Source organism: Lysinibacillus sp. GW821-FHT14F06 (assembly GCF_058803665.1).
In genome coordinates this window covers 120108-143731 of record NZ_JBXAPF010000007.1, presented here as the reverse complement: position 1 = coordinate 143731, position 23624 = coordinate 120108, and the positions used below count along the sequence as shown (strand labels likewise).

Here is a 23624-nt window from a genome sequence, read left to right as displayed (position 1 = left end):
TGAAATTCCTCCTAAGCTAGATATTGTGCGACTAATTTTTTCTTGTCGGATTTCCCTACATTAATATAAGGAATAGATTCTACATACACTAATTGATCAGGAAGTTTAGTATTTGCTACACCGTTCTCTATCATAAATTGGAAAAGCTCTGTTAACGAAAGCTCCCTATCTTTTTTTACAACAAATGCACAGATCCGTTCCCCTAATTCCTGATCAGAAACACCTACAACGGAAGCATCCACAATCTCATCATGCTCAAGAAGATAGCTTTCAATTTCACTCGGGGTTACGTTTTCTCCAGCACGATTAATCTGTTCCTTTACTCTTCCAAGAATTTGAATATTGCCTTCCTCGGTTATGCGTGCCTTATCTCCTGTTTTAAAAAAGCCATCTGTTGTAAAGCTTAGCTGATTCATTTCTGGTGATTTATAGTAACCCAGGAAAGTGTAGGGGCCTTTTTGAATCAGCTCACCTGCTTCTCCCTGCGCAACCTCATCACCGTTCTCATCAACAATTTTAATGTCATCACCTGTAGAAATTGGCGTACCTTGACATGAAATAATTGTGTCAATATCATCATCTGGTGAAGTGAAGCAAGTAATGCCTTCTCCAAGACCATAGCCCTGAATTAGCTGACATTGAAATTGTGTTATCAATTGGAGAGCCAATTGCTTCTCTAGCTTGGCTGCCCCTAATAAAATATAGTCAACGGAAGATACATCTGCGTTTTCTTCCAAAGCGAGAGACTCTACCCATAAATTTGCTATAACTGGGACGATAGATGTATAGGTAACACGCTCTTTCTCAATCCATTTTAGTGCTTCATCAAATGTACTGGTTGAACTTAATACAACCTTACCGCCTTTACTTAAAGTGCCAAAAACACCCGGTGAGCAAAGAGGATAGTCATGTGCGATGGATAGCACCGCAAGATAAGTACTATTTTCTGTCACCTGACAACGGTCCGCTGCTGCTTTTGCATTACATAAGTAAGCCGTATGCAGTTTGGGAATGACCTTTGGCGTTCCTGTAGTTCCACCTGATAGTAAAAATAATGCAATATCTTGATAAGAGGATTGATGTTCCATGAAGTCATTTTTCTGTGTAGAAAACTCGTATTCTATATCTCGCAATGACATACATGTATCATTCGGTTCATCTGTAATGATGCAGGAAATACTTTGCTGTTTCATTGCTACCTTTCTAGCCATAGATTGATAGTCATAGCCATGGAATGTGGATGGTATAACTATTGCTACAGGCTCCGTTAGATTAGCGATATTCGTAATATCTTTTTCTCGATGTGTTGGCAATAATAATATGGGTCTTGCTCCTAATATAAATAACGCAAAACAAATCTTTACAAAGTAGATATTGTTGGGTAACTGTACAAGTACATTGTCTCCCTTCTTAATACCCTGTGCTAATAATCCCTGTCCTAAAAAATTGGCTGATCGATACAGCTCCTCATATGTTAATGATCCTGTTTGATCAACCAGTGCAACCTTATTCTTGTAAATAGTTGCCCAATTTTTTAAGGCATCTGCAAGCGACAATGGCTCCAAATAGCCCTTTTCCTCATAATGCTCCAAAAATTTCGTAATCTTTTCCTCTGTTTGTATGCTGCTCATCCTTTTTAACCTCCAGTATGACAATATCTGAATCCGTAAAATGTTTCCTAGCAATATATAAGTTGATCTGTCGGAGCAATTGCTCAAACTCACTTTCAGTTCTTTCCTGGCCATTACACAATGTCCAAATATGCATATCCCCTAAAAAAGCTGGAAGTGCTTGTCTTGACACTTTTTCAGGAAGTAATTTTTCAATAATCAACAATACATTATCATCAGCCATTACCGCTGCTATATTGCTGAGTATGACTGAAGCTTGATGATCATCCCAATCATGGAGAATTCTTGATAGGATATACATATCCGCCTTATGCTCAAGAGGTAAAAAGAAATCTCCCTCTATAAATTGACATCGCTTCTGTAAGCAGGATGCGCGAATCGTTTGCTCTGCTTCTGCTTTGATATAATCTTTATCGAGGATGATTCCCTCCGCTAGTGGGAATCCTTGTAAAAGCTGTGTCATTACATCTCCAGCACCACCTCCTATATCAACAATTCTCTTAATATCAGCCACTTTTCTTGTCTGAAATAATAGCTCTAAATTTAACTGTGAGCTTGATTGACGCATCATTTCATTAAATGTACCTAAACGATTTTGGCTCATATCATTGATCTCAAAGAACGCCTCTCCCTCCATCAATTCAATGGGCGAAATATTATTCTTTAATCCTTCATAAAAATAACCCCACGCTTTCATGCATATACGTCCATTAAATAAAACCATTGCAGCCATTGACTCTTCACTATCATTTGATAATTTGTCACCGAGTGATGTTAGCGAGTATTGAGCATTTTCTTGGTAGACGAAATCCATCGCTACAAGAACCTTCATAAATCGCTCTAATAATAAAGGGGAAAGATGCAGTTCTATGGCCAATTGCTCATTTGTCATGCATTTTGAATACAATGCATTAAAAATGCCTAACTCAACAGCACTGTATACAATATACGAGTGGGAATAGCCCTGTATCGTATTAATAATTTTCATTTTTTCTATATTCACACTACTTCTCCTCTATAATTGAAATAAATTTCGTTTTTACGAGTTGTTGCATCAGCGCTTCCACATCAACGATTGATTGCGCAAAGTAACACCCTTTTTTATTTGCCCCATTCATTTCTTGCATTTGTATTGCTACACAAGCAGCTACTACTCCAGAACCATAGTTCCAATTCGTATTACTTTGTAGGTAGCTAGTATGTGTTTTACCATTTTCTTCTGTTTCAATATAAATAATAAAGCCCTCTTGTTCATCTTGAGTATGGTAGCTTTCAATTAAACGATGAGCAGAGGCGCGCTTTTCCTCCTCAGTTTTATAGGGCTGCATGGCCTTTATCATAATAAAATCACTCAGTATTTTAGATGTAGCAAAGGTATTATAAAAATAGGCATTGGCAGCCCTATATTCTTTTACACAGGCAATAAATTCCTCGCTCAATAGGGGGAGCGTGTATACATGATGAAATGGAGCAGGTAAAAGCATTTGGCTCCCTATTCCTGAAGTTAATTTTTTTATGTCCCCATTACTGTAATAGGACAGGCCATAACCCTCATCTTTTTCTAGGCTAGAGATAATATCATAGGCCCCTGTTTCAGAAAAGCTACCTTTACCAGCAAAATAACAGCTAATACGCTCCACACCTTTTTTGCGTAATAAAAATGCTACAAACATTTCTGTCAATCCTGGATAGATACCAGCAGATATAGCACATGTTATAAGACTATTGTGCTTTGTGAGAGCGTCCTCTATTGCCAATTTCATTGCTTTATCACCAGAAACATCAATATAGTTTGTATTTGTTACTAGACAAGCTTCAGCAACTCGTGCAAGTGTGAGGGAAGAGGGTCCAGCCGTATTTATAACCAAGCAGCAATGCTCACAAAAGGCTCGAATGCTAGCTTCATTAAAGACATCGACTGCTTGGTATTTCATGGTCTCGGATTCTTCCCCAAATTGTGCAATAAGCTTTGCTATCTTCCGACCTCCTAGTAATAATGGGGTCGAATAATTGTTTAATAAAGTTTCAACAGCCCCCACACCAACCTGACCTGTTGAACCAATGATACCTACGTATTTTTTATTCATATTGACCAATACTCCCCACTTGAATTGGTGCTAGCAGTATGTCAGCCACACGATGTGCATTATCATCGTCTTCAATACATGTAATGTGATTCCCAGCAATCGTTATTTCCTCAAAATGACCAATGCACAGTTCTTTCCAAAACTTCAACGTATCCTGCCTATTGGTAAAAATAAAATCCATATCTTCCTCCGCCACTAAATAGCGAATATCACCAAAGTATGCCATTGGTCGCACGTTGGACCCTTTAAAGCTGTGTAAATAAATGTTATAGTACCCCTCTAGCATCTCATCTGGAATGATTTCACCAGTTTTTAGCTCTATAGCAGCTCGATAATCCTGAAAGCGTTGATTTCTGCTTCGTTGTGATAAATTCTTGATAAAATGGTGCATCTCTTTAAATTTTTCTACATGTTTAAGCTCCTCAAGACTCGATGCACTTAAACGCTTATTATGTTGATAGAAAATATGCATGATGGCTTCCATTAATTGTTGATTGGATGCTCCTTTATAAACATCCTCGACAGTAATATAGAAATTCGTAATAAAGATTAATTCTAGCGCTATGGAATCCTCGATATCATATAAAACCGGTGCACTATCAATTAACGTAAAGTCAATTATTTCCACTCCTCTTTCCATCAGCCTTCTAGCCATTTCAAGAGCAATCAAGCCACCCATGCAATAGCCGATTAATTGAACTTGCTTCACTTGTTTCGCCATAATTTGTTGTACATAATCATCTGCTAAATAATCAATTAATCTGGCACTATCTATGGCTAAATATTGATCTGTATCTTGAATAGAAATACTAATAACTGTCCCTAAATCTTGTTGTGTTAAATGCTTGTTCAAATATTTAAAGGCATTCATTGTGCCTAATCCTGCATGTACAACAATGCGGTATGGTTCACCATGAGAAGAGGATTCCTCCTTTAATAAACCTATTGCTTGGGCATGATTTCGTTCATTTAGTTGTTGTTTTTCCTTTGTTTCTGTCACTGTATGCTGCATTATTTTTTGTGCAAGCAATTTGATAGTTGGCTCATTTAACAATTGGCGAAGAATAAAATCAAAAGTAATTTTATGATATTGATTTTCATTCTCGATTAACTTTTTTATCTTCCCTGCTAATTGTGATAAAGATAAGGAATCTGCCCCATAGTCATATAAATTTTTATCTGCCTGAATATGCTCTATCTGAAGAACATCTTGTGCAAGATGGATTAGTGCTCCCTCTAATTGAGTAACTACTTCTCCCTGTCGTAGGTTCTCTTCAGCCTGACTCTCCTGTACTAGCTGCTGTACCTGTTTCTTGATTAATTGACGGTCTAATTTATCATTTGCATTGAGTGTAAGCTTCGATAAAATAAATAATTTGACTGGAACCATATAGGAAGGTAATAGATTTTCAAGATAATCAATAAAATCATGACAATGTACATTATTTGGAGCATATTCTGCCAATTGAACGACAGCATAAAGATGCTTATTATCTAGTACGACTACACAGGAAGCGTCTACTTGCTTATGTTTATTTAATAATGATTCAATTTCCCCTAGGTTAATAAGATTTCCCCGTAGCTTCACTTGATTATCAAGACGTCCGATAAATTCAATTTCTCCATTGTCCATATATCTTCCATAGTCACCAGTTCTATAGAGCCGCTGCTGTTTAATCGTTGTAATAAATCGTTCATTTGTCATTTCAGCATTTAGATAGTAGCCTTGTGCAAGACTATCTCCAGCAATATATAGCTCTCCACGAACCCAATTCGGACAATCCTCATTATGTTCATCTAAAATATAAAAGCGTTGGTTTGCTAACGGATAGCCGTAAGGTATAGTCTCTCGTTCAACGTCTTCTTCACTGCAAATATGATAATTAGACCAAATACCCGCTTCTGTAGCACCTCCTAGCGCAATAATGCTGCTTTCCGGAAACACAGTTGCACATTGTTTAACCATTTTTGGTGGTACCCAATCTCCTGATAATAGTATCGTTTTCATGGAATCTATTGTGAATTGCTCCGTTTCCTCGGCAGCTAGTAGCATTTTCATTAGTGCTGGCACTGTATTCCATAGTGTTATCCTTTTAGTTTGTAGATACGATAGCCAATAGTTTGCATCATACATATGTCCTTGTTCTGGAAAGACAATCGTGCCACCAGCAGTGAGCAAACCAAAGATGTCATAGACTGATAGGTCAAAGTTAAGCTTAGATAGAGCAAGAACACGATCATTACTAGTAATACCAAATCGTCTGTTTATATCTGTTATCGTATTCATGGCTGCAGCATGGGACATGGCAACACCCTTGGGTTCCCCGGTTGAGCCAGATGTAAAAATAATGTAGGCTAGTTCATCGGGATCACTCTTATAAACGTTATAGGAAATGCTTTCACTTTGCTCTAGCAAATTAGCTGCAATGCATTGTACCTCTAAGCTTTCATAGATTGGCTGAGATTCATCCACTAGGATAGCCTTTACTTGACTTTGATCGATTATTTTCTTGATTCGACTAATCGGCTGAGCCTTATCAATTGGCACATAGACTGCTCCTAGTGATAAAATAGCCAGCACACTTGTCACTTGATAGATGGATTTGTCAGAAATGATAGCTACCTTATCCCCTTGTTTTAGCTGATGTTTTTGAAGAAGATTTCCTAATGTAAACACCATATCCCTTAATTCAGCGTAAGAATATTCCTGCTTGCCTTCGATCACTGCGATCTTAGTAGGCTGCTGACTTGCTTGCTCGAAAAAGCCTTGGTGTAACAGCTGTTTTGCTTGGTTTAAATAGGTATTATTGACACTAGCTCTTTGTCTTGTTTGTTCATTTGGCAAGTTTACCAAAGCTGCTGATTCCCAGGCTTGATCGTTATGCACTAATTTTAATAAGGCGGTTTCGAAGGTAGAAAACATATTAGCAATTACATTGGGAGGAAATACGCCTTTCCTTACATCCCAATTCACACGCAAGCCATTGTCATCATCCATGACCTGACAATCAATAAATACTTGTGGTGTTTGACTAATACCATACTCATTCATTTTTCCGATTAATCCATTGGAATCTATGAGGTTAATGGCACTCGTAAAGACAAAGGGCATAAATGCATATGCTTGTCCCTTTTGCCTTGTCATCTCTCTCAGTACCTCTACGCCGGAGAAGCTGCTATGGTCTAAATCACGAAACATTTGCTGTTGAATCTGACTGACATGATCTATAAATGGCATTTCAGCTCTTCTACAATCAACCTCTGTTAAATTAATAGATGTGAAATCACCAACAATACGTTGAACATTTGGATGGACGGGTAATCTATTTAAAAGAATTAAATTAATGGTAAAATGCTTGTTTATGCTCCATTTCGCCAGACATTGGCTATATAAGGCAAGCAAAACACTCGTAGCCGTTTTACCTTTATTAGAAATGGAAGATTTAAATTTATCCCAAACGGCTTTATCTAATTGAATGAAATAGCGTTCAAAGGATTTTTCATCCTTTACTAATGACAATTTAGGTAATGTTGGTGAAGGTGGAAGCGTTTGAATTCGGTTATGCCAGTAGTCTTTATCCTCTTGATATTTCTTTTGATATCTCATCTCCTCCTCTATCTTTACGTACTCTTTAAAGGTGAAATTATTGGCTGGTAATGTAACATCCTCATGAAAATAAAGCTCTTCAAATTCTTTTAATAGAATCCAAATACTAGCCCAATCCACGATTATAAAATCAAAGGACATATGCATAGTCGTGCCATGCAATCGTTGACTTAATGCAATATCAAAAAGCGGCCAGCTTTCTGGTGTATAGGTTTTATGCCCCAATTGTTGCCTAATTGCTTGTAGTTGCTCCTTATTCTCGACACCATTTCTCATTAAATCTTCAATGGGAATTTCAATGTTAGGTATGTCATCCATCACACTTTGATAGCCATTTGGATGAATGGTTGTTCGTAGCATTTCATGCCGCTCTATTAACGTTGTCCATACTTGTTTAACCTTCTCACAATCTAGATGGTCATATTCAAGCTCCATGTAAATATGGCTGGAAACACCACCATATTCAAAGCTGTCCATACTACCTAGAAGATAGGCAGATTGGATAGGGGTTAATGGAAATGTATTAGCTTGCGCTTCTTGCTCCAAAACAGCCATTAACGCCTCTTTGTTCGTTTTCAGAAATGCCATTACTTCTTCGGCCATTTGATCCTTACCTGCTTTAAAATGAAGCTTTCCCTGATTTGTCCATAATTCAATTCCCTGTGACTTTAGTTGTTTTATTTCTTTTTTTACATGCATCATATTTTCATCCCTCACCTTTTTCGCTTAATATGTACTCTCTATGCATTAGATTTGCTCCATGTAGTAATTTAGTATCGATTTTGTCTGTCAGTCCTTCAATAGTAATACCATCTATGTTAAATTTTTTAGATTCCTTGATTGTTAGCATTACCTTATCGACGAGCAAAGTATTTAATATTTCTGCTGTTTCATCTGGACAGCTTATCGTCATGGAATGTATATATTGAGAGCCATTTAAATGCTTAATTTGCTTTGGCCTCTGGGGTGTATTATAGGCTGAAACGACAAAAGGTAAATCGCAAGGAGACAGCGAGAAAAAGCCATATGTAACAATTTCCCCTGTCGGTTTCTTTCGTCGGCCATTTAACACTTTTGATGTATGAATACCTAAATTTTTGATTTCATTTCTCACTAAATGTAAATTCTCTTGCTTTGCAATATCCTCTTCATAGCCTTCTAAAGCAAAATCTATAAGCCCTTCGCGCTGAATCATCCATTTCACCCAACGCTCTCTCATTGATCTACCATAGAGAATTCCTAATGGAAATTGTATTGGAGACATAAACCGCTTCATTTCAAATAGTTCAATAAATGGTCCCTGATCAAACCAGATAAACGCATTTAACGAATTTTTAGGGTTCCTTCCCCATTCAACTTGAAATCCGGCTTTTTCATAATCATGGACTGCCTTTTTAATATCATGCACCCTACACAGAATATGACTAATTTTTAGCAAATAAATTCAACACCTTTTAAGTAATTTCACTTTCATGAAAGCTAAACTAATTGATAATGATTATCATTATCGACAACTAACATTGATTCTAAATTATTGTAAAAATAAATACAATAGTCTTTATTGGTTATTTTTGAAAAATTAATTTACCTAAAATAACAATTGACAATGATTCTCATTTTCAAATATACTCGACATGAGTATAACCCTAAATATTCCAAAAAAAAAGAAAATAACCTGTTAAAGATTATTTCTTCATTTCGAAAGGAGCTATTTACATGACAAAAAATCTCACATTACGCACGGAAGACTTTATGACAGTAGGCATTTATACAAGCATCTATTTTGCCTTATTATTTACCATCTCGCTATTAGGGTATATTCCCATTTTCAATGCTATCTTACCTGCTCTAATTGGTATTTTTGGAGGCGTTCCCTTTATTTTATTTTTAGCAAAAACTGAGAAATTCGGCATGATTACGATGAGTGGTACTATTTGTGGATTAATCATGATGTTAATGGGCGGTAATGGCTTTTATCCCCTTCTTACAGGTTTAATTTGTGGCTTCATTGCAGATATACTTTTTATAAAGCTAAAATCAAGTACATTTTCTATGTCATTATCTTTTGCTGTGTTTAGTTTATGGACAATTGGTTTATATCTCCCTATTTATCTTCATCGAACTGCTTATTTTTCTAATATCACTGTTCAATATGGTGCTGAATATGCCAATAAATTAAACAGCTATATTCCTGATTGGACTTTATTTCTATTTATTGTCATGACATTTGCTACAAGTCTAATAGGAGGCTTGATTGGTACTAAATTATTAACAAAGCACTTCAAGAAATCGGGGATTGTTTAATGAAACAACGGATACAAATAGATCCACGTACTAAGCTGCTGTTGACAGTAACTATTAATATCATTACTGTAAGTGCTCCGCAAAGTGGCTGGTTTCTGTACATATTACCGATTCTATGGGGCATTCCTGCTATTTTGCTATTGCTATATCAAAAATACAAAATAGCCTCCTATTATTTGATTTTGCTATTGTCCGTGACAACATTTCAGTATACGATAGCCCCTTTTCTACATGGCTTATTGTTCTTTCTGTCATTAGGGATTATCTCCATTACTCTAAGATTACTTCCTGGTATAATGATGGGCTATTTTCTTATATCTACAACATCTATCAGTGAACTTGTGGCAGCTTTGGAAAAACTACATATGCCAAGAGGATTCATTATTTCACTCTCTGTTATGTTCCGCTTTTTCCCAACGCTAAGCTATGAGTATATTTATATACAGCAGGCAATGGCTTTCCGGGGCTTAACAGGATTTTCAATGCTGCTACATCCTATAAAAGCAATGGAATATCGCCTTATTCCACTTATGGTATCTGCCTCAAAAATTGGCAATGAATTAACAATGGCATCTTTAACTCGTGGTTTATCTGCCCCGAATAATAGAACAAATGTCTGTCAGCTTCAGTTTTATCTGCAGGATTTTCTATTGATTACCACTTGTATTGTGGTTTGGCTTATTTTTATTTGGGAGGTGTTTTTATGATCCAGCTTCAAAATGTTTCATTCCAATATCAATATCAATCAAAGAAAGCGCTAAATGCTATTGATTTAGAGATTTCAGCTGGCGAGGTCATTGTGCTCTGTGGAAAATCTGGCTGTGGAAAAACAACGATTACTCGATTATTAAATGGTCTAATCCCCTATTACATTAACGGCAAATTACAAGGGACTATTCGGCTGGCCAATCAGGATATTCGAGCAATGGAAATTCACGAAATTTCAAAGCTTACAGGCTCAGTCTTTCAAAATCCTAAGACCCAATTTTACAATATTGATACAGACAGTGAGCTAGTTTTTACTGTTGAAAATTTTGGCTTGCCTTCTGAGGAAATACTAAATAGAAAAGCTCTGATGGTAGAACAGCTCAAACTACATACACTTTTACAAAGAAATTTATTCCATCTTTCAGGTGGAGAAAAACAACGAATAGCTTGTGCATCTGTTGCCATCCATGATCCTCCTATCATTATTCTGGATGAACCATCCGCAAACTTAGATCAAGATGCAACAGCGCAACTTGGGGACATGATTGCTTTTTGGAAAAGTCAGGGGAAAACGATTGTTATTTCTGAACATCGCCTGCATTACTTACAGCATCTTGCAGATCGATTTGTTTTTTTGGAGGACGGGCAAATCAAGCATATTTTTGCCCAAAAGGAGATGCTCACCATGTCAAATGAAGCACTTTATCAATTAGGGCTTCGAGCGATTCATCTTGAGGAATTGATACCTCTGCAAAATCGTTTGTTGGATCAAGGTGCACGTTTTAAATTGGAGACACTCTCTTATTCCAATCATGATTTTCAGCTACAAATTGAGGGGTTTGACCTTCCATTCCCTGCAATTATGGCTATTACTGGTCATAATGGTGCTGGCAAATCGACATTCGCTAAATCTCTGACAGGTCTTAATCGAAAAGCCTCCCCTTCCTTTCACATCAATAATGCGAAATTTAGAAAAAAGCAATGTCTTCAGGCTAGCAGCATTGTTATGCAGGATGTACATCACCAGCTTTTTACAGAAAGTGTGCTGGCAGAAATCTTACTCTCTATGCCAGAGCCAAATGAAGAGCTAGCATTAGACCTACTGGCTTTACTGGATGCCTCCGAACTAAAAGACATTCATCCACTGGCATTATCAGGTGGGGAGAAACAGCGAGTAGCCATTCTTTCTGCGATTGCCGCAGATAAACAATTGATTATTATGGATGAGCCTACGAGTGGACTTGATTATCATCATATGAGGCAATTTGCAAATTGTATGAATATTTTGCGTGACCAAAATAAACTTGTGTTCATCATCACACATGATCCTGAAATGATTGCACTTTGCTGTGATGGAACCATTGAATTATCGAAAGGCATGATTAAGGATATCACAATATTTAACAAACAAAGGGTGTGAAATGGTGGAACAGATTGAAAAAAAAGAACATTGGATAAAGTCTATTCTTCAATTTACAGGGAGCTCTAAAGTACCTCTTGCTTTATCCATCATCTTTGCCATTATGAGTGTCGTAGGCGGGCTAGTTCCATATGTAGCTGTTTATCAAATACTACTACTTTTAATAGAAGGAACACAAACAATCCAGCGACTTCTGTTTTGGATTACTATAGCAGCTGCTGGGTACATTGCTTTAACAGTGTTTCATGCAATTTCTAGTTATTTCTCTCACCGTGCTGCCTATCATATTTTGGAGGAAATTCGTCTGCAACTAGCTGAACGATTAGTTAGAGCACCTCTTGGTCATATTTTAAATCAACCAGTTGGTAAGATTAAAAATGTCATTATTGATCGTGTGGAAACTTTAGAATTGCCATTGGCACATATTATCCCAGAAGGCATTTCAAATCTCTTACTACCTATAGGTGTTTTTATCTATATGCTGACGATTGACTATCGACTAGCCCTTGCCTCGCTTATTACAGTTCCAGTTGCATTTATTGTATATGCCTTTATGATGAGAAATTTCAACACCCAGTATCAGCACTATATGGATGCAAGCAATCATGTAAATAGTGTTATCGTAGAATATGTGGAAGGTATCGAGGTCATTAAAACCTTTAATCAAACAAATGCTTCCTATGAAAAATTCACGAATGCTATTACAGATTTTAAAAATTTTACAATGCAATGGTTTCGTAGTACATGGCCTTGGATGACATTAGGCAATGCAATTTTACCATCTACCCTTGTCGGCACCCTCCCCATCGGTTTATGGCTATATTATCAGGGTGCTATTAATCCTGCCCAATTAATCATTTGTCTTATTTTATCTATGGGGCTTATTTATCCACTTATGAAGTTTACTGTTTTTGTCAATGATTTCAAAGCTATTGAATATGCCATTGATGATACAAAAGCATACTTAAATTTAGAATCCCTTCCTATTACAGAAGAAATTACAGCTCTGGAGCATTATGATATTGCCTTGAATGATATTTCGTTTAGCTATAATGATGAGCAAAATGTGCTTCATCAACTTTCTTTAACAATTCCTGAAAAAAGCTATACAGCACTTGTGGGTCCTTCTGGAAGTGGAAAATCCACAATTGCCAAGCTTTTAGCACGTTTTTGGGATGTTACTGATGGTTCCATTACGATTGGACATACCAATATTCAAGATATTCATCCTAATGAGCTGGCTAAAAAGATTAGCTATGTAGCACAGGATAACTTTTTATTTAAAACTAGTCTTTTGGAAAACATTCGAATGGGAAACCCACAGGCTAGCGATGAGGAAGTCTATCGTGCGGCACGTTTAGCAAGATGTGATACGTTTATTTCTCGACTAGAGAACGGCTATGACACTGATTCTGGTGAAGCAGGCAACAAGCTTTCTGGTGGTGAAAAGCAACGTATCGCCATAGCTCGTGCTATCTTAAAAGACGCTCCAATCATAATACTGGATGAAGCAACAGCCTTTACAGATCCAGAAAATGAAGCAGAAATTCAAAGAGCTTTTAACGAGTTAGCGAAAGATAAAACGCTCATTGTGATTGCTCATAGATTATCCACGATTAAACATGCAGATCAAATTGTAGTGTTAAAGGATGGCAGTATCCATAAAATTGGCACCCATAATGAATTGCTCGCAACGAATGAACTTTATCAAACATTATGGATGGCTCATATTGGTTCAAAAGAACATGGACTCCTCTCTGATACGAACCCTACTCAGGAGGTATCTTTAAATGATTAAAATAATGACGAGAATTATTCAGTGGATTGGTCCATACAAAAAACGTTTATACCTTGGATTTATACTGTCTTTTTTGCAATCTATTTGTATTGCCCTACCGATTGTTATAACTGCTAATGGCTTGCAAATAATGCTTGATGACTATTATGGAAAAAACGCTTTAGAGATAGATGCAATCTGGTTGCTGTTACTGTTTTTAGTGCTAGCCATTGTCGGTCGTTTTATCTTTGCCTATTTAAAGGCACGTTATCAAGAGAGCATCGGCTATGAAATAACAGCAGATCATCGTATCAAAATGGGACATACCTTGAAAAGGGTCTCACTTGGATTTTTTCAGCAGCATCGGATAGGTGATATTAATAGTACCGTTACAACAGATTTGTCCTTCTTTGAAATGATGGGAATAAAAATGATTGATGTCGTTGTAAATGGTTATATTCTAACATGTACAATGATTCTATTTTTATCATTCTATCAACCAATTATGGCTCTCGTAGCAATTGGCGGTATTATTGTGTCAGCTATATTCCTGCGACTATTACAAAGACATAGTCGAAAAAATGCTAACCTCCATCAGCAAAGTCAGCACCAGCTTGTTAGTGCTACTTTAGAATACTTACGTGGCATGTCTGTTATTAAGAACTTTAATCAGGAAGGTATTGCTTCACGTAATATACAGGATGCCTTTCGCAATAGTAAGCAAGTAAATATATCTATTCAGAAAGGATTCGGCGTTTTCAATGTTGGACACCGATTAGCCTTAAAGTTTGCTTCTATATTACTTGTATTTGTTGCCTGTTATTTTGTGATGAATGGCGAAATGACACTTGCGGATATGATTCTTATTACGTTATTTTCATTTGTTATGTTTGATAGTATTGAGCCCATTAGCGATGCAACACATGTGTTGGAAACGATTAATCATACGCTCGATAAACTAGAGTCTATTGAAAATACAACATTTATTGACGAAGAGGGTCAAGATACCATGCTTGCGCAATATGGAATTCAGTTTGATCAGGTTTCCTTTGCGTACGATGAAAGACCTATCATTCAGGATGTATCCTTTACAGTCGAGGAAGGCACAACCACAGCAATTGTTGGACCATCTGGCTCTGGAAAAACCACTCTTTGCAATTTGATTGCCCGATTCTATGATGTTGACACTGGAGCTATCTGTATTGGCGGTACTAATATTCGCTCAATGCAGTTAAACAATTTATTATCATCGATTAGTATGGTATTTCAAAAAGTCTATTTATTTAACGAAACCATTTATAATAACATTCTTTTTGGGAATCCAAATGCTTCAAAGGATGATGTCATAGAAGCAGCCAAAAAGGCACAATGCCATGACTTTATTATGTCACTGGAAAATGGCTATGATACGGTGCTAAGTGATGGTGGCTCCTCTTTATCTGGCGGGGAAAAGCAGCGTATCTCGATTGCCCGTGCTATTTTGAAAAATGCTCCCATTATTATATTAGATGAAGCGACAGCAAGTCTTGATCCAGAGAATGAAACACATATTCAAGCTGCATTAGAAGAATTAATTCAAGGAAAAACAACCATTATCATTGCACATCGATTAGCAACGATACAGAATGCCAATCAAATAATCGTTTTAGAAGATGGTCAAATAATTCAACAGGGAACACACCACTCATTAATGAAAGAAAAAGGTGTATATCGTCGTTTTATTGATATTCGACAGACCGCAGAAAACTGGAATCTTACCACGTAAAAATGCCCATGAACTTCAGTAGTACAGACATTGATGAAGTGTTTGTACTACTATTTTAATATTAAATTGGATCCCCTCTTATTATCCTTGAAAATATTGTATCCTTCTATCAAAAAGTTTGTAAATATTGTTAACTTTTAACATTTATGTTTTAATGTCCAAATAAATATGTTACTCTATAAATAGGGTAAAACCTACAAAAATTCCTATAAAAGGTTTTTAATAACGAAAGCCTTGAAGGATCATTTCAAAGGAGTGGTTTTCATGTTAGGTTGTAGTAGTTTAGCAATTCACACAACAGATAAGAAAAATCTATTTGCTCGAACAATGGATTTCACAATGGAACCAGATAGTAAAGTTATCATTGTGCCACGTAATTATGGAATACGATTGCTTGAAAAGGAAGATGTAGTTATAAATAATCAATATGCATTTATTGGGATGGGCAGCACCGATATTTCATCCCCTGTTCTATACGATGGTGTTAATGAAAAGGGCTTAATGGGAGCAATGCTATATTATGCAACATTTGCGACTTATGCAGAGGAGCTCGAGGAAGGTAAAAGAGGCATAAATCCTGTTTATGTGGTATCACAAATTTTAGGTAACTGTGTAACCATTGATGATGTACTGACGAGATTAGAGGCATTTACCCTTCTTAATGAAGCTAATGCCATTCTTGGATTCGCTCCTCCTCTACACTTTACTTTCACAGATGCTTCAGGTGAAACAATTGTAATAGAGCCAGATAAAACAGGAATTACCGTCCACCGAAAAACTATTGGTGTAATGACGAATAGCCCTGGCTATGAATGGCATCAGACGAATCTGCGGGCTTATATTGGTGTTACGCCTTACCCACCAAATGATATTACGATGGGTGATTTAGAGCTTACACCATTTGGACAAGGTGCTGGAGCATTGGGACTTCCAGGTGATTTCACACCATCAGCTCGTTTCCTTCGAGTTGCCTACTGGAAGAAGTATACGGAAGAAGCTAAAAATGAAACAGAGGGCGTAACAAACCTATTCCATATCCTCTCTTCTGTTAATATTCCAAAGGGTGTTGTGCTTACAAAGGATGGCAATACGGATTATACAATTTATACGTCAGCCATGTGCTCACAAAGTAAAAACTATTACTTTAAGCTCTATGATAATAGTAGAATTTCGTCTGTTTCCTTAATGGATGAAGATTTAGATAGTCAAACATTAATTACCTTTGAATGGGATCGTACACAAGATATAAAGAAACTCAACAAAGTTAACGTTAAAAGCTAACACTTTAAGCACTTGCTCTTATAAATTATTTAAAGGACCAGGCTCCAACTAAATGGAGTGCCTGGTCCTTTTGATAGGATGAGTTACTTCAAACCGATTCAAGTACAATAAGTCATGCTTGTTGATTACTTTTCTTCTTATTTATAAAATCTGCATAAACTAGAATACCAACTATTATAAAGCTTAGGCTCACTAGACGGAAAATCATCTCCAAGCTTATCCATTCTGCTAAAATTCCTAAAACAAATGCGCTAATGCCAACACCAACATCAAAACTAGAAAGAAACGTTGCATTGGCTGCCCCACTTTTTGCTTCATCCACTTTTTGAACAGTCCATGTTTGTAAGCACGGCATAATTGTTCCGTAACCTGCCCCGAATAATATCGCAGCAATGATAAGCGATAAATCATTTGTTGTATAGGACAACACGACAAGTGATAAAAATCCTAATATTGCTGACACAATGATAATAGACCAAGGTCCATTTCTATCAAACCATTTTCCTGTAAATGGTCGTAATAAAGTGGAAACAATCGCATTGATAAGAAAGAATAAGAAAATATGTTTTATTCCCTTTTGTTCCCCATAAAGAACTAAGAAGGTTATAATCGCTCCAAAGCCAAGTGTCGTAATAACGGTCAATAATGCTTGGAACCTTACTTCTTTTTCAAAAATCGCTTCTACAAATCGAAATGGCCGCTTCTCATATTTAACAGGTGTAGATGAATGGACAAATTGAAGCCCTACTATCGCTAACAGGCTGAGTATAACTGATGAATAAATTAAAATTTGGAAGGAAAAGGCGTTATAGAGAAGAATACCTATACTTGGTGCAATTATTGCGCCAACTGTTGTTGAAATAGAGAAATACCCTATTCCTTCTCCTAATCTAGCTTTTGGAATTAGATCGACAACCATTGTACTATTGGCTGTCGTTGATACTCCCCATGCTGCTCCATGGAAAAATCGTAACAATAGGAAAATCCAAATAATGTTAAGAAAAGGATACAGCATAGTAATGATCAATAAAGTCACACATGCTCCAATCGCAAGATGTTTTCCTTTATTATCAATCAAATAGTAACCCACGAAAGGTCTGATTAAAATTGCACCTATCGTAAATATGGTTGTTACCAAGCCTACTTGAATAGAAGAGGCATTAAGGCTTAATAAATAGGCTGGTAAAATTGGTAGTAACATCTCAAAGCCTATAAAGATTAAAAAATTACTTATAAATAAAAATAGAAATGATGATGTAAAAATTTTTTGTTTTTTCATGATATATTTCCTCGCTTCTAATTATTTTTTAAATTAGAAGCGATTGGCACACTGAAACATTCCTAAATTGTCTAAGTTTTTTAAACAACAAGTCTCACCCTTTCTAACACTGTTATATTGAGAGATGACATTAATTTTTGTCTATTTGGACAAGCATCTCATCATTGTATCCATCCCGATTCTTCTCCTGTAAAACAAAAAAGACGCCATCAAATCCGGCGTCTAATTATGGCTTTGTATAATGCACAAACAATAAAAGTTCTAATTTTATAATACAAAGGCAAAAAGCTTCCGGCTATTTGCTATATGAAGTTTACTTAAAAAAGTACAGACTGGTCCCTTTGACAGTAAATCGTCTAGTTGTAAATATGTCTTTACTTCTGTTGCAATTCTTCTGAAAACAGTTTCCATGACTTTTTGCCTCCTCTCATCATCAATTAATATCTTAGTATAATACAAGTGGATGAAAAATGCAAATTCTTCTTTCAATATTTTACTTACCACTTAGCAGGATTCACCTACTACCATACCATTTTCAAGGTTCTTCAAGTCTTCAGGCTCATCGGAATGAATTAATACTGAAATTACTTTCTGTTTTAAGTTAAATCAAGAGAAGTACTATACATTAGCATTCCTATCCACATGTCAAAATCATAAAATAAAGAGAGCTTGTGAGGCGTTGCTATGGACGTCCCATTGCCTGTAGAATACGAATTGCCCTACACGACTGTTGACATTTGGAAACAGGTCGCTGATTTTGTCACCCACGAATTTCGATAACTAACCATATTTTGAATATATTGGAAATCTATGTTATAATTTGAAATGTAAGTTGCCTAAAAATTGATAGAGAGGAGTATTTATTATGGTGAATGATAGAAAAAATAGAATAATAAGGTGCTTACTGCTTTTCTAACGATAGCTGTAATAATTTTGGTTTTATTATTAAGTAATTCATCTCTTTTCATTGATGAGAAAACGACAGTTGTTAATGATAACAATCAAAAAGAGATGAACGCCTCAGATTTAGTTATACCTACATGGGAAAGTATTGTAAAAGATGGCTATCCAATAAATGAAAATGGGCAAACATATGGTATTAATATGGGAGATTTAATACTTGGTGAACTTGGAGAACCTGATTTATTGTTAGCAAAAGATGAGAATGGTGTATTAGGATATATTTATCAGCCTAAAGGCATATCTTCGCCTAATGAGTTAGATGAATATAATAAATCATTCAAAAAATCGGTACCATTATATTTACATGATGGTAAAACAATTATTGGTACATTTTATTTTAATTAGACTTTCAATTTCAAATGAATTTATTGACACTAATAAATATTATATTAGTTTATTACTGTCAAATTAAATATAGACAATTATACACAATGATTTTTACAAATTTATGGAACAGGAGACAAATCATAGGTAAATTTAAAATAACAAAATTACTAACAACTGCTTTAATTGCTGTTTTTGTGACAATGTCTTGTTTTAATGTAAGTGCCTTCGCGGCATCTGCATACAGTCCGGAAAAGAATGTAACCGTTTATGGTACCTCATATACGTATTATTCTGGGGTTGAAACTGATTCAACCAGAACTTTAGCACATGGTATGGTTAAAACGGCAAATAATGTTCCAACAGGATATATTGGCATCAATGCAAGACTATATAATGATTCAGGAACTCTCATCTCAGATAGTGGAATAATTTATAATGAAAGAGCTCTATTACAAATGACTAGATCTACAATGACTACTACTAAAGGAACTTACTATGCTCAATCTCAAATGCATTTTTACAATGGAGATGGATATTCTAAGTATACAAGTAACGCAACACCACGTGTCCAGAGATCTTTAGTTCAACTACCTCTAAATAAACCATATGAAGTTAATGAAAATGGTTTGACTTATGGTTCAGATTTTTATGCAGAGTCACTAAAAGATAATCCAGATCTTATTCGAGTAATTGGAATGAATGGTGTTGAAGGATATGTATATTCTAAGGATATTAACTTGGAGCTAAATCTCTTGAACAGGTGTTAGATTACATTAATTCGGGGCAGTCAAATTATACTGTGACAGCTTGTAAAGAAAATGGGAGTACAATTGTAGATACTTTTGAAATAAATTCTGAAATTTAATATATATAATCAAAGATAATTAAACTTAGTTGTACAAAAATGAACCGTAAACCCGTAATCAAATTATGCATTTAAATAACCAAGCACCTCCTGTATGATAGACGTTTCAATAAAGGGGGTGTTACTTTATGTCAACTTCCAAACTAACAATTTTCCCTGTGACACTGGATGCCATCACGGACAAGTATTCTTTTATCAATTCAACGTAATTTTCCTCTGAGCCAAGCTTTATCATTAAAACAGTTGATGCTGAAATTTCCTTCTTTAAGCACCTTTCATTAGGTGAAGGTCAAAAAGCACACTAAAAGCATTTGAAGCCAATGGTGGGGAAATTCTATAAATGGGTAGACGAACACCTTTCTTTTGGAAAAATACACTCGCTAAAACTGCTGAAAATAGAGCACAGTATGTTGGATTAACTATAAACACCTATAGCCATTTAATTAGACAAAAAAGATGTCATTGATTTATGTAATAAATATCTTATGAATTAGTAATTTTTTGGACGCTTCTTATTTTCAAAGTCCCCAAAACTCTTTGAAAATAACGTTTTGGGGACTTAATGCAAAAACCACTCGTTCTTTAACTACTCACCTCAATTACTATAACAGACTTTAATTATTTTTTTAAATTGTATTCCAAAAATCCCATCTATTAGCCTATGTATTTTAAATTGAAATCAAAATTTTATTTCTCCCTCTAAACTAAGCATAATATTTCAATCCAATGAACAGTTAGATAGAATAGGTTTTATGCAGATTAATTGACTAAACAAAAAACCACTCATTGTTAAGCGGTCTTCTTATAAGCTATTCTTTTTGCATTCTAAAATTAAAATATAGTCTAATAATCCTCTGAAAAACCATCTTTAAAGAATTCTAGTATTTCTTCACCATAAAACGAAAAAAACAGCAAAATAAAAACAATTAAAAGGGCTAAACTACCGAATATAAGGGTAAACACTATCCCAATTTTTTTATCATTCACTTATATCCCTCCGACACCTTCATTTATGTTTTTATGTGCTTTATTTTAAACCTGTACCGTCATAAAATTGTGTTTTATTTTTCATTATATATCTGCTCACATAATTCTCGAAAATTACAACCACCTCAATGCCATTTTCCAAGCGTTTGTTCAAAGCCCTCGAGGTCTACGGGTTCATTGGAAAAATATCGGCTTGGTACTTAATTATTACTTTCATAAAGTTTCAGTGTAAATCAAAAGCTCTATTTACCAACGTTTTTCAATCGTAGTATTTTCTTTATTAATCACTAACTGTTACTAAAAATCGTTTTAGGTCACTTTTCAGTCACTTATTTTATAGCCAAAGACCACCCATCACGGAGTGGTCTTTTTATGGATTATTTAACTAAAGCACTCCGTTAGCACAATAAAATAACTAAATCTATTTCTGCAAATCGGAGGGTAACATTCCATATACAATACTATCTGTCCATTCATTTTTATTCCAAAAATCTTGTTTAAAATGGGCTTCCTTTCTCATCCCTATTCGTTCACACAATTTTTGTGAAGCTGTATTCCGTGCATCAAGATTAGCTTGTATACGATGTACATTCAATTCATCAAATAATTTAAATACCAAACTACTTACTGCTTCTGTTGCCAAACCTCTCCCAGCTACTTCATTTAAAAAACTATAACCAATCTCAACAGTGTCTTTCATATCTGTATACCATACAGATAGATCACCAACTACTTTAGTCTTGTATATAACTGCCAAACTTAACATTGAATCTTTAGTGAGTACACCGTTTGCTAGCTTCTTATTAAATCTTTTTTGCATATCTTCATGAGTCCACTTATTATGTAATAGGAACTTACATGTATCATCATTATTATAAATAGCAAATACATCCTGTAAATCAGTACTCTTAAAAGGTCTAATTATTAATCTTTCTGTTGTGATTTCCAAGTTAGCTCGCCTCCCCTACATTCATTCTATAAAATAAAACAAAAACCCACAATGTTTGAGAACCAAGTAAAAAACTATAAATTCCAGTAATGCCATTTAACTACAAGGATTATATACTGAAAGTGCAATAATTGAAATCAATCCTATTGTTTCACATAAAAGAATGATTGACCCAAAACATTTTTTCATAGTATTTAAACCTCATTCTTAGATTTTACCTTGATACATATTTCACCATAGTAAATTAAAATCCTTCCTCCACTTAACTTCACAGTTAGCCATCCATGTAGCGCAAAATCAACACTGAAAGTTGATTAAGTTCTTTCATGGTAGTTTAATAATCCCTTATACCACTTTCATTTGGATGAGTATTTCCATTTACCATTCCAGCCAATTATCTAACGATGGTCAGTATGCACTCAACCTTACTATATGTCCCTACAAATACTTTAGCTGTAGCTCCATGGAAAGAGAACGTTCTATATGGTTTTTATTACCCGTTGCTTTCCGAAAATGAACTCCAATTTTGATCCAAAGTAAGGAACGCCTTCACACTAACCTGAATTCACTTCCATATCATTCGACTCATTACAGCTTTTCTCATTTGGTTCTGTTGGTTCTTCACCTTCCTGTAGCTTTGTAATAAAGTTTGATCAAAAACATCTCACAAACCAGCATTTTTCTATATATAAAAAGACTTCATTTTGAAAAAAGATTGATCAAAATGGAGTCTTATATTGTAATACTAAGATTGATTTTTATAAAAAGGATTGATTATTTTCTTCCTATGTTGTTCAACAATCGCGCCTGTTAATTGAAGAAACACCCCCCTCTTTTATTACACATTATCCTTCGTTTAGTCCTTTTCATCCTTAACAAAGAAATTAATCTCCTTTAAGTGCTCATGTATGTGCTGCGTATCTATTTGGATAATATATTCCGAGTTTTAATTCAACTATTTTTATGCTAAAACCATTGACTCTTACCAGCGTCTAGTCTTATTATATTTATATTGACTCAATTTATTAAAAATAGTCATAAAAGGAGAAGAACGTATGCCTAAGATCATAAGTGAGCAGGAGAAGGAGCATATCAAAAATGCAATGTATATCAAAGGAATAGAGCTCATTCGTAAGAAAGGCATGAAGCGAGTTACGGTTGACGATATTACAGCAGCTGTGCAAATAGCCAAGGGTTCCTTCTATACCTATTATCCTTCCAAGGAAGAATTTCTCTACCACATTATAAAGCAAAACGAGCAAGCTTTACTTGACCGAGTTCTTGAAATCGGAGCTAGCTCGGGACATTTTAAGGACAAGATTACGCATGCACTTCGTGAAATTTATTTGGCGTCAGATAGTCTTGCACTCTATGTTCAGCCATCGGACCTAGAATATTTGCTGCGCAAGCTTCCAGATCCTATCAACAAAAAGGAACAGGATAAATCCAAAACTAATTTTCAGAGTACAATGAATGGCTTGGGAATAGAGGATGCTCAATGTGATTATAGCGTACTTGCGAATTTAATGGATGGCTTACATTTTATCGCCTCAAATCAAAACCAATACGGTGAACAAGGAAGGACACAAGCATTAAGCATTCTTGTAGAAGCAATTGCGGAATATCTAAGCAAGTGCAAGCAAAATTCAACCAAAAATAACTAGAGGAGGCATT

18 protein-coding genes are annotated in these 23624 nt (G+C 35.5%); 9 read left to right on the top strand and 9 right to left on the bottom strand.

All coding sequences use genetic code 11. The features are described from left to right. Positions 1-11: 11 nt before the first annotated feature. Genes AC1RNS_RS09010 through AC1RNS_RS08990 form a run of 5 tightly spaced genes read right to left on the bottom strand, consistent with a single transcriptional unit; the run spans position 12 to position 8763 of the window. Positions 12-1631, bottom strand: coding sequence for a (2,3-dihydroxybenzoyl)adenylate synthase (locus tag AC1RNS_RS09010; protein WP_492992031.1), 1620 nt, complete (start codon positions 1629-1631; stop codon positions 12-14). After that, positions 1579-2634, bottom strand: coding sequence for a methyltransferase (locus tag AC1RNS_RS09005; RefSeq protein WP_492992030.1), 1056 nt, complete (start codon positions 2632-2634; stop codon positions 1579-1581). Before AC1RNS_RS09005 ends, AC1RNS_RS09010 begins: the two co-directional genes overlap by 53 nt. A 1-nt stretch (position 2635) precedes the next feature. Then, entirely contained in the window at positions 2636-3718 is a 1083-nt protein-coding gene (locus tag AC1RNS_RS09000) for a saccharopine dehydrogenase NADP-binding domain-containing protein (RefSeq protein ID WP_492992028.1), read from the bottom strand. Further along, on the bottom strand, positions 3711-8027 hold the full coding sequence (locus tag AC1RNS_RS08995; protein WP_492992027.1) for an amino acid adenylation domain-containing protein: 4317 nt from the start codon (positions 8025-8027) through the stop codon (positions 3711-3713). Before AC1RNS_RS08995 ends, AC1RNS_RS09000 begins: the two co-directional genes overlap by 8 nt. A 4-nt stretch (positions 8028-8031) precedes the next feature. Then, complete coding sequence (locus AC1RNS_RS08990) at positions 8032-8763, bottom strand: VOC family protein (protein ID WP_492992026.1); 732 nt, start codon at positions 8761-8763, stop codon at positions 8032-8034. 278 nt (positions 8764-9041) lie between these two features. On the opposite strand from AC1RNS_RS08990, the gene AC1RNS_RS08985 reads away from it, so the two are divergent. The 6 genes from AC1RNS_RS08985 (at position 9042) to AC1RNS_RS08960 (ending at position 16580) form a co-directional block, all read left to right on the top strand. Next, positions 9042-9629, top strand: a complete 588-nt coding sequence (locus tag AC1RNS_RS08985) for an MptD family putative ECF transporter S component (protein ID WP_492992025.1) — start codon at positions 9042-9044, stop codon at positions 9627-9629. Next, a complete protein-coding gene (locus tag AC1RNS_RS08980; RefSeq protein WP_492992024.1) occupies positions 9629-10336 on the top strand; it encodes an energy-coupling factor transporter transmembrane component T in 708 nt (235 codons plus the stop codon). The genes AC1RNS_RS08985 and AC1RNS_RS08980 overlap by 1 nt, the downstream gene beginning before the upstream one ends. Then, the gene (locus tag AC1RNS_RS08975) at positions 10333-11757 is read left to right on the top strand and encodes an ABC transporter ATP-binding protein (RefSeq protein ID WP_492992023.1); all 1425 of its coding nucleotides are present in this window, start codon (positions 10333-10335) and stop codon (positions 11755-11757) included. Before AC1RNS_RS08980 ends, AC1RNS_RS08975 begins: the two co-directional genes overlap by 4 nt. A gap of 4 nt (positions 11758-11761) precedes the next feature. After that, positions 11762-13555: an ABC transporter ATP-binding protein gene (locus tag AC1RNS_RS08970; RefSeq protein ID WP_492992022.1), complete on the top strand. Its 1794-nt coding sequence runs from the start codon at positions 11762-11764 to the stop codon at positions 13553-13555. Further along, entirely contained in the window at positions 13548-15299 is a 1752-nt protein-coding gene (locus tag AC1RNS_RS08965; protein ID WP_492992021.1) for an ABC transporter ATP-binding protein, read from the top strand. The genes AC1RNS_RS08970 and AC1RNS_RS08965 overlap by 8 nt, the downstream gene beginning before the upstream one ends. Before the next feature lie 264 nt (positions 15300-15563). Then, the gene (locus AC1RNS_RS08960; protein WP_492992019.1) at positions 15564-16580 is read left to right on the top strand and encodes a linear amide C-N hydrolase; all 1017 of its coding nucleotides are present in this window, start codon (positions 15564-15566) and stop codon (positions 16578-16580) included. Between the two features lie 112 nt (positions 16581-16692). On the opposite strand, the gene AC1RNS_RS08955 is transcribed toward AC1RNS_RS08960, so the two are convergent. Together AC1RNS_RS08955 and AC1RNS_RS08950 are read right to left on the bottom strand one after the other, a co-directional pair. Next, positions 16693-17859: an MFS transporter gene (locus AC1RNS_RS08955; RefSeq protein ID WP_492992018.1), complete on the bottom strand. Its 1167-nt coding sequence runs from the start codon at positions 17857-17859 to the stop codon at positions 16693-16695. A 267-nt stretch (positions 17860-18126) separates the two neighbouring features. After that, positions 18127-18270, bottom strand: a complete 144-nt coding sequence (locus AC1RNS_RS08950; RefSeq protein WP_492992017.1) for a hypothetical protein — start codon at positions 18268-18270, stop codon at positions 18127-18129. Positions 18271-18792: 522 nt separating this feature from the next. On the opposite strand from AC1RNS_RS08950, the gene AC1RNS_RS08945 reads away from it, so the two are divergent. Both AC1RNS_RS08945 and AC1RNS_RS08940 read left to right on the top strand, forming a co-directional pair. Continuing rightward, positions 18793-19167, top strand: coding sequence for a hypothetical protein (locus AC1RNS_RS08945; protein ID WP_492992015.1), 375 nt, complete (start codon positions 18793-18795; stop codon positions 19165-19167). Between the two features lie 86 nt (positions 19168-19253). Next, positions 19254-19916: a hypothetical protein gene (locus AC1RNS_RS08940; protein ID WP_492992013.1), complete on the top strand. Its 663-nt coding sequence runs from the start codon at positions 19254-19256 to the stop codon at positions 19914-19916. A gap of 941 nt (positions 19917-20857) precedes the next feature. Here AC1RNS_RS08940 and AC1RNS_RS08935 read toward each other — a convergent pair. Next, a complete protein-coding gene (locus AC1RNS_RS08935; RefSeq protein ID WP_492992012.1) occupies positions 20858-21001 on the bottom strand; it encodes a hypothetical protein in 144 nt (47 codons plus the stop codon). Positions 21002-21422: 421 nt separating this feature from the next. Then, positions 21423-21950, bottom strand: coding sequence for a GNAT family N-acetyltransferase (locus tag AC1RNS_RS08930; protein ID WP_492992011.1), 528 nt, complete (start codon positions 21948-21950; stop codon positions 21423-21425). A 1055-nt stretch (positions 21951-23005) separates the two neighbouring features. On the opposite strand from AC1RNS_RS08930, the gene AC1RNS_RS08925 reads away from it, so the two are divergent. Further along, positions 23006-23614, top strand: coding sequence for a TetR/AcrR family transcriptional regulator (locus AC1RNS_RS08925; protein ID WP_492992010.1), 609 nt, complete (start codon positions 23006-23008; stop codon positions 23612-23614). The last annotated feature ends 10 nt before the right edge of the window (positions 23615-23624 follow it).

Excerpts from the sequence above, each read along its gene's own strand:
- AC1RNS_RS09010 (WP_492992031.1), bottom strand. The coding sequence starts at position 1,631 with ATGAGCAGCATACAAACAGAGGAAAAGATTACGAAATTTTTGGAGCAT.
- AC1RNS_RS09000 (WP_492992028.1), bottom strand. The coding sequence starts at position 3,718 with ATGAATAAAAAATACGTAGGTATCATTGGTTCAACAGGTCAGGTTGGT.
- AC1RNS_RS08995 (WP_492992027.1), bottom strand. The coding sequence starts at position 8,027 with ATGATGCATGTAAAAAAAGAAATAAAACAACTAAAGTCACAGGGAATT.
- AC1RNS_RS08985 (WP_492992025.1), top strand. The coding sequence starts at position 9,042 with ATGACAAAAAATCTCACATTACGCACGGAAGACTTTATGACAGTAGGC.
- AC1RNS_RS08980 (WP_492992024.1), top strand. The coding sequence starts at position 9,629 with ATGAAACAACGGATACAAATAGATCCACGTACTAAGCTGCTGTTGACA.
- AC1RNS_RS08975 (WP_492992023.1), top strand. The coding sequence starts at position 10,333 with ATGATCCAGCTTCAAAATGTTTCATTCCAATATCAATATCAATCAAAG.
- AC1RNS_RS08965 (WP_492992021.1), top strand. The coding sequence starts at position 13,548 with ATGATTAAAATAATGACGAGAATTATTCAGTGGATTGGTCCATACAAA.
- AC1RNS_RS08960 (WP_492992019.1), top strand. The coding sequence starts at position 15,564 with ATGTTAGGTTGTAGTAGTTTAGCAATTCACACAACAGATAAGAAAAAT.
- AC1RNS_RS08955 (WP_492992018.1), bottom strand. The coding sequence starts at position 17,859 with ATGAAAAAACAAAAAATTTTTACATCATCATTTCTATTTTTATTTATA.
- AC1RNS_RS08950 (WP_492992017.1), bottom strand. The coding sequence starts at position 18,270 with ATGGAAACTGTTTTCAGAAGAATTGCAACAGAAGTAAAGACATATTTA.
- AC1RNS_RS08940 (WP_492992013.1), top strand. The coding sequence starts at position 19,254 with ATGATTTTTACAAATTTATGGAACAGGAGACAAATCATAGGTAAATTT.
- AC1RNS_RS08925 (WP_492992010.1), top strand. The coding sequence starts at position 23,006 with ATGCCTAAGATCATAAGTGAGCAGGAGAAGGAGCATATCAAAAATGCA.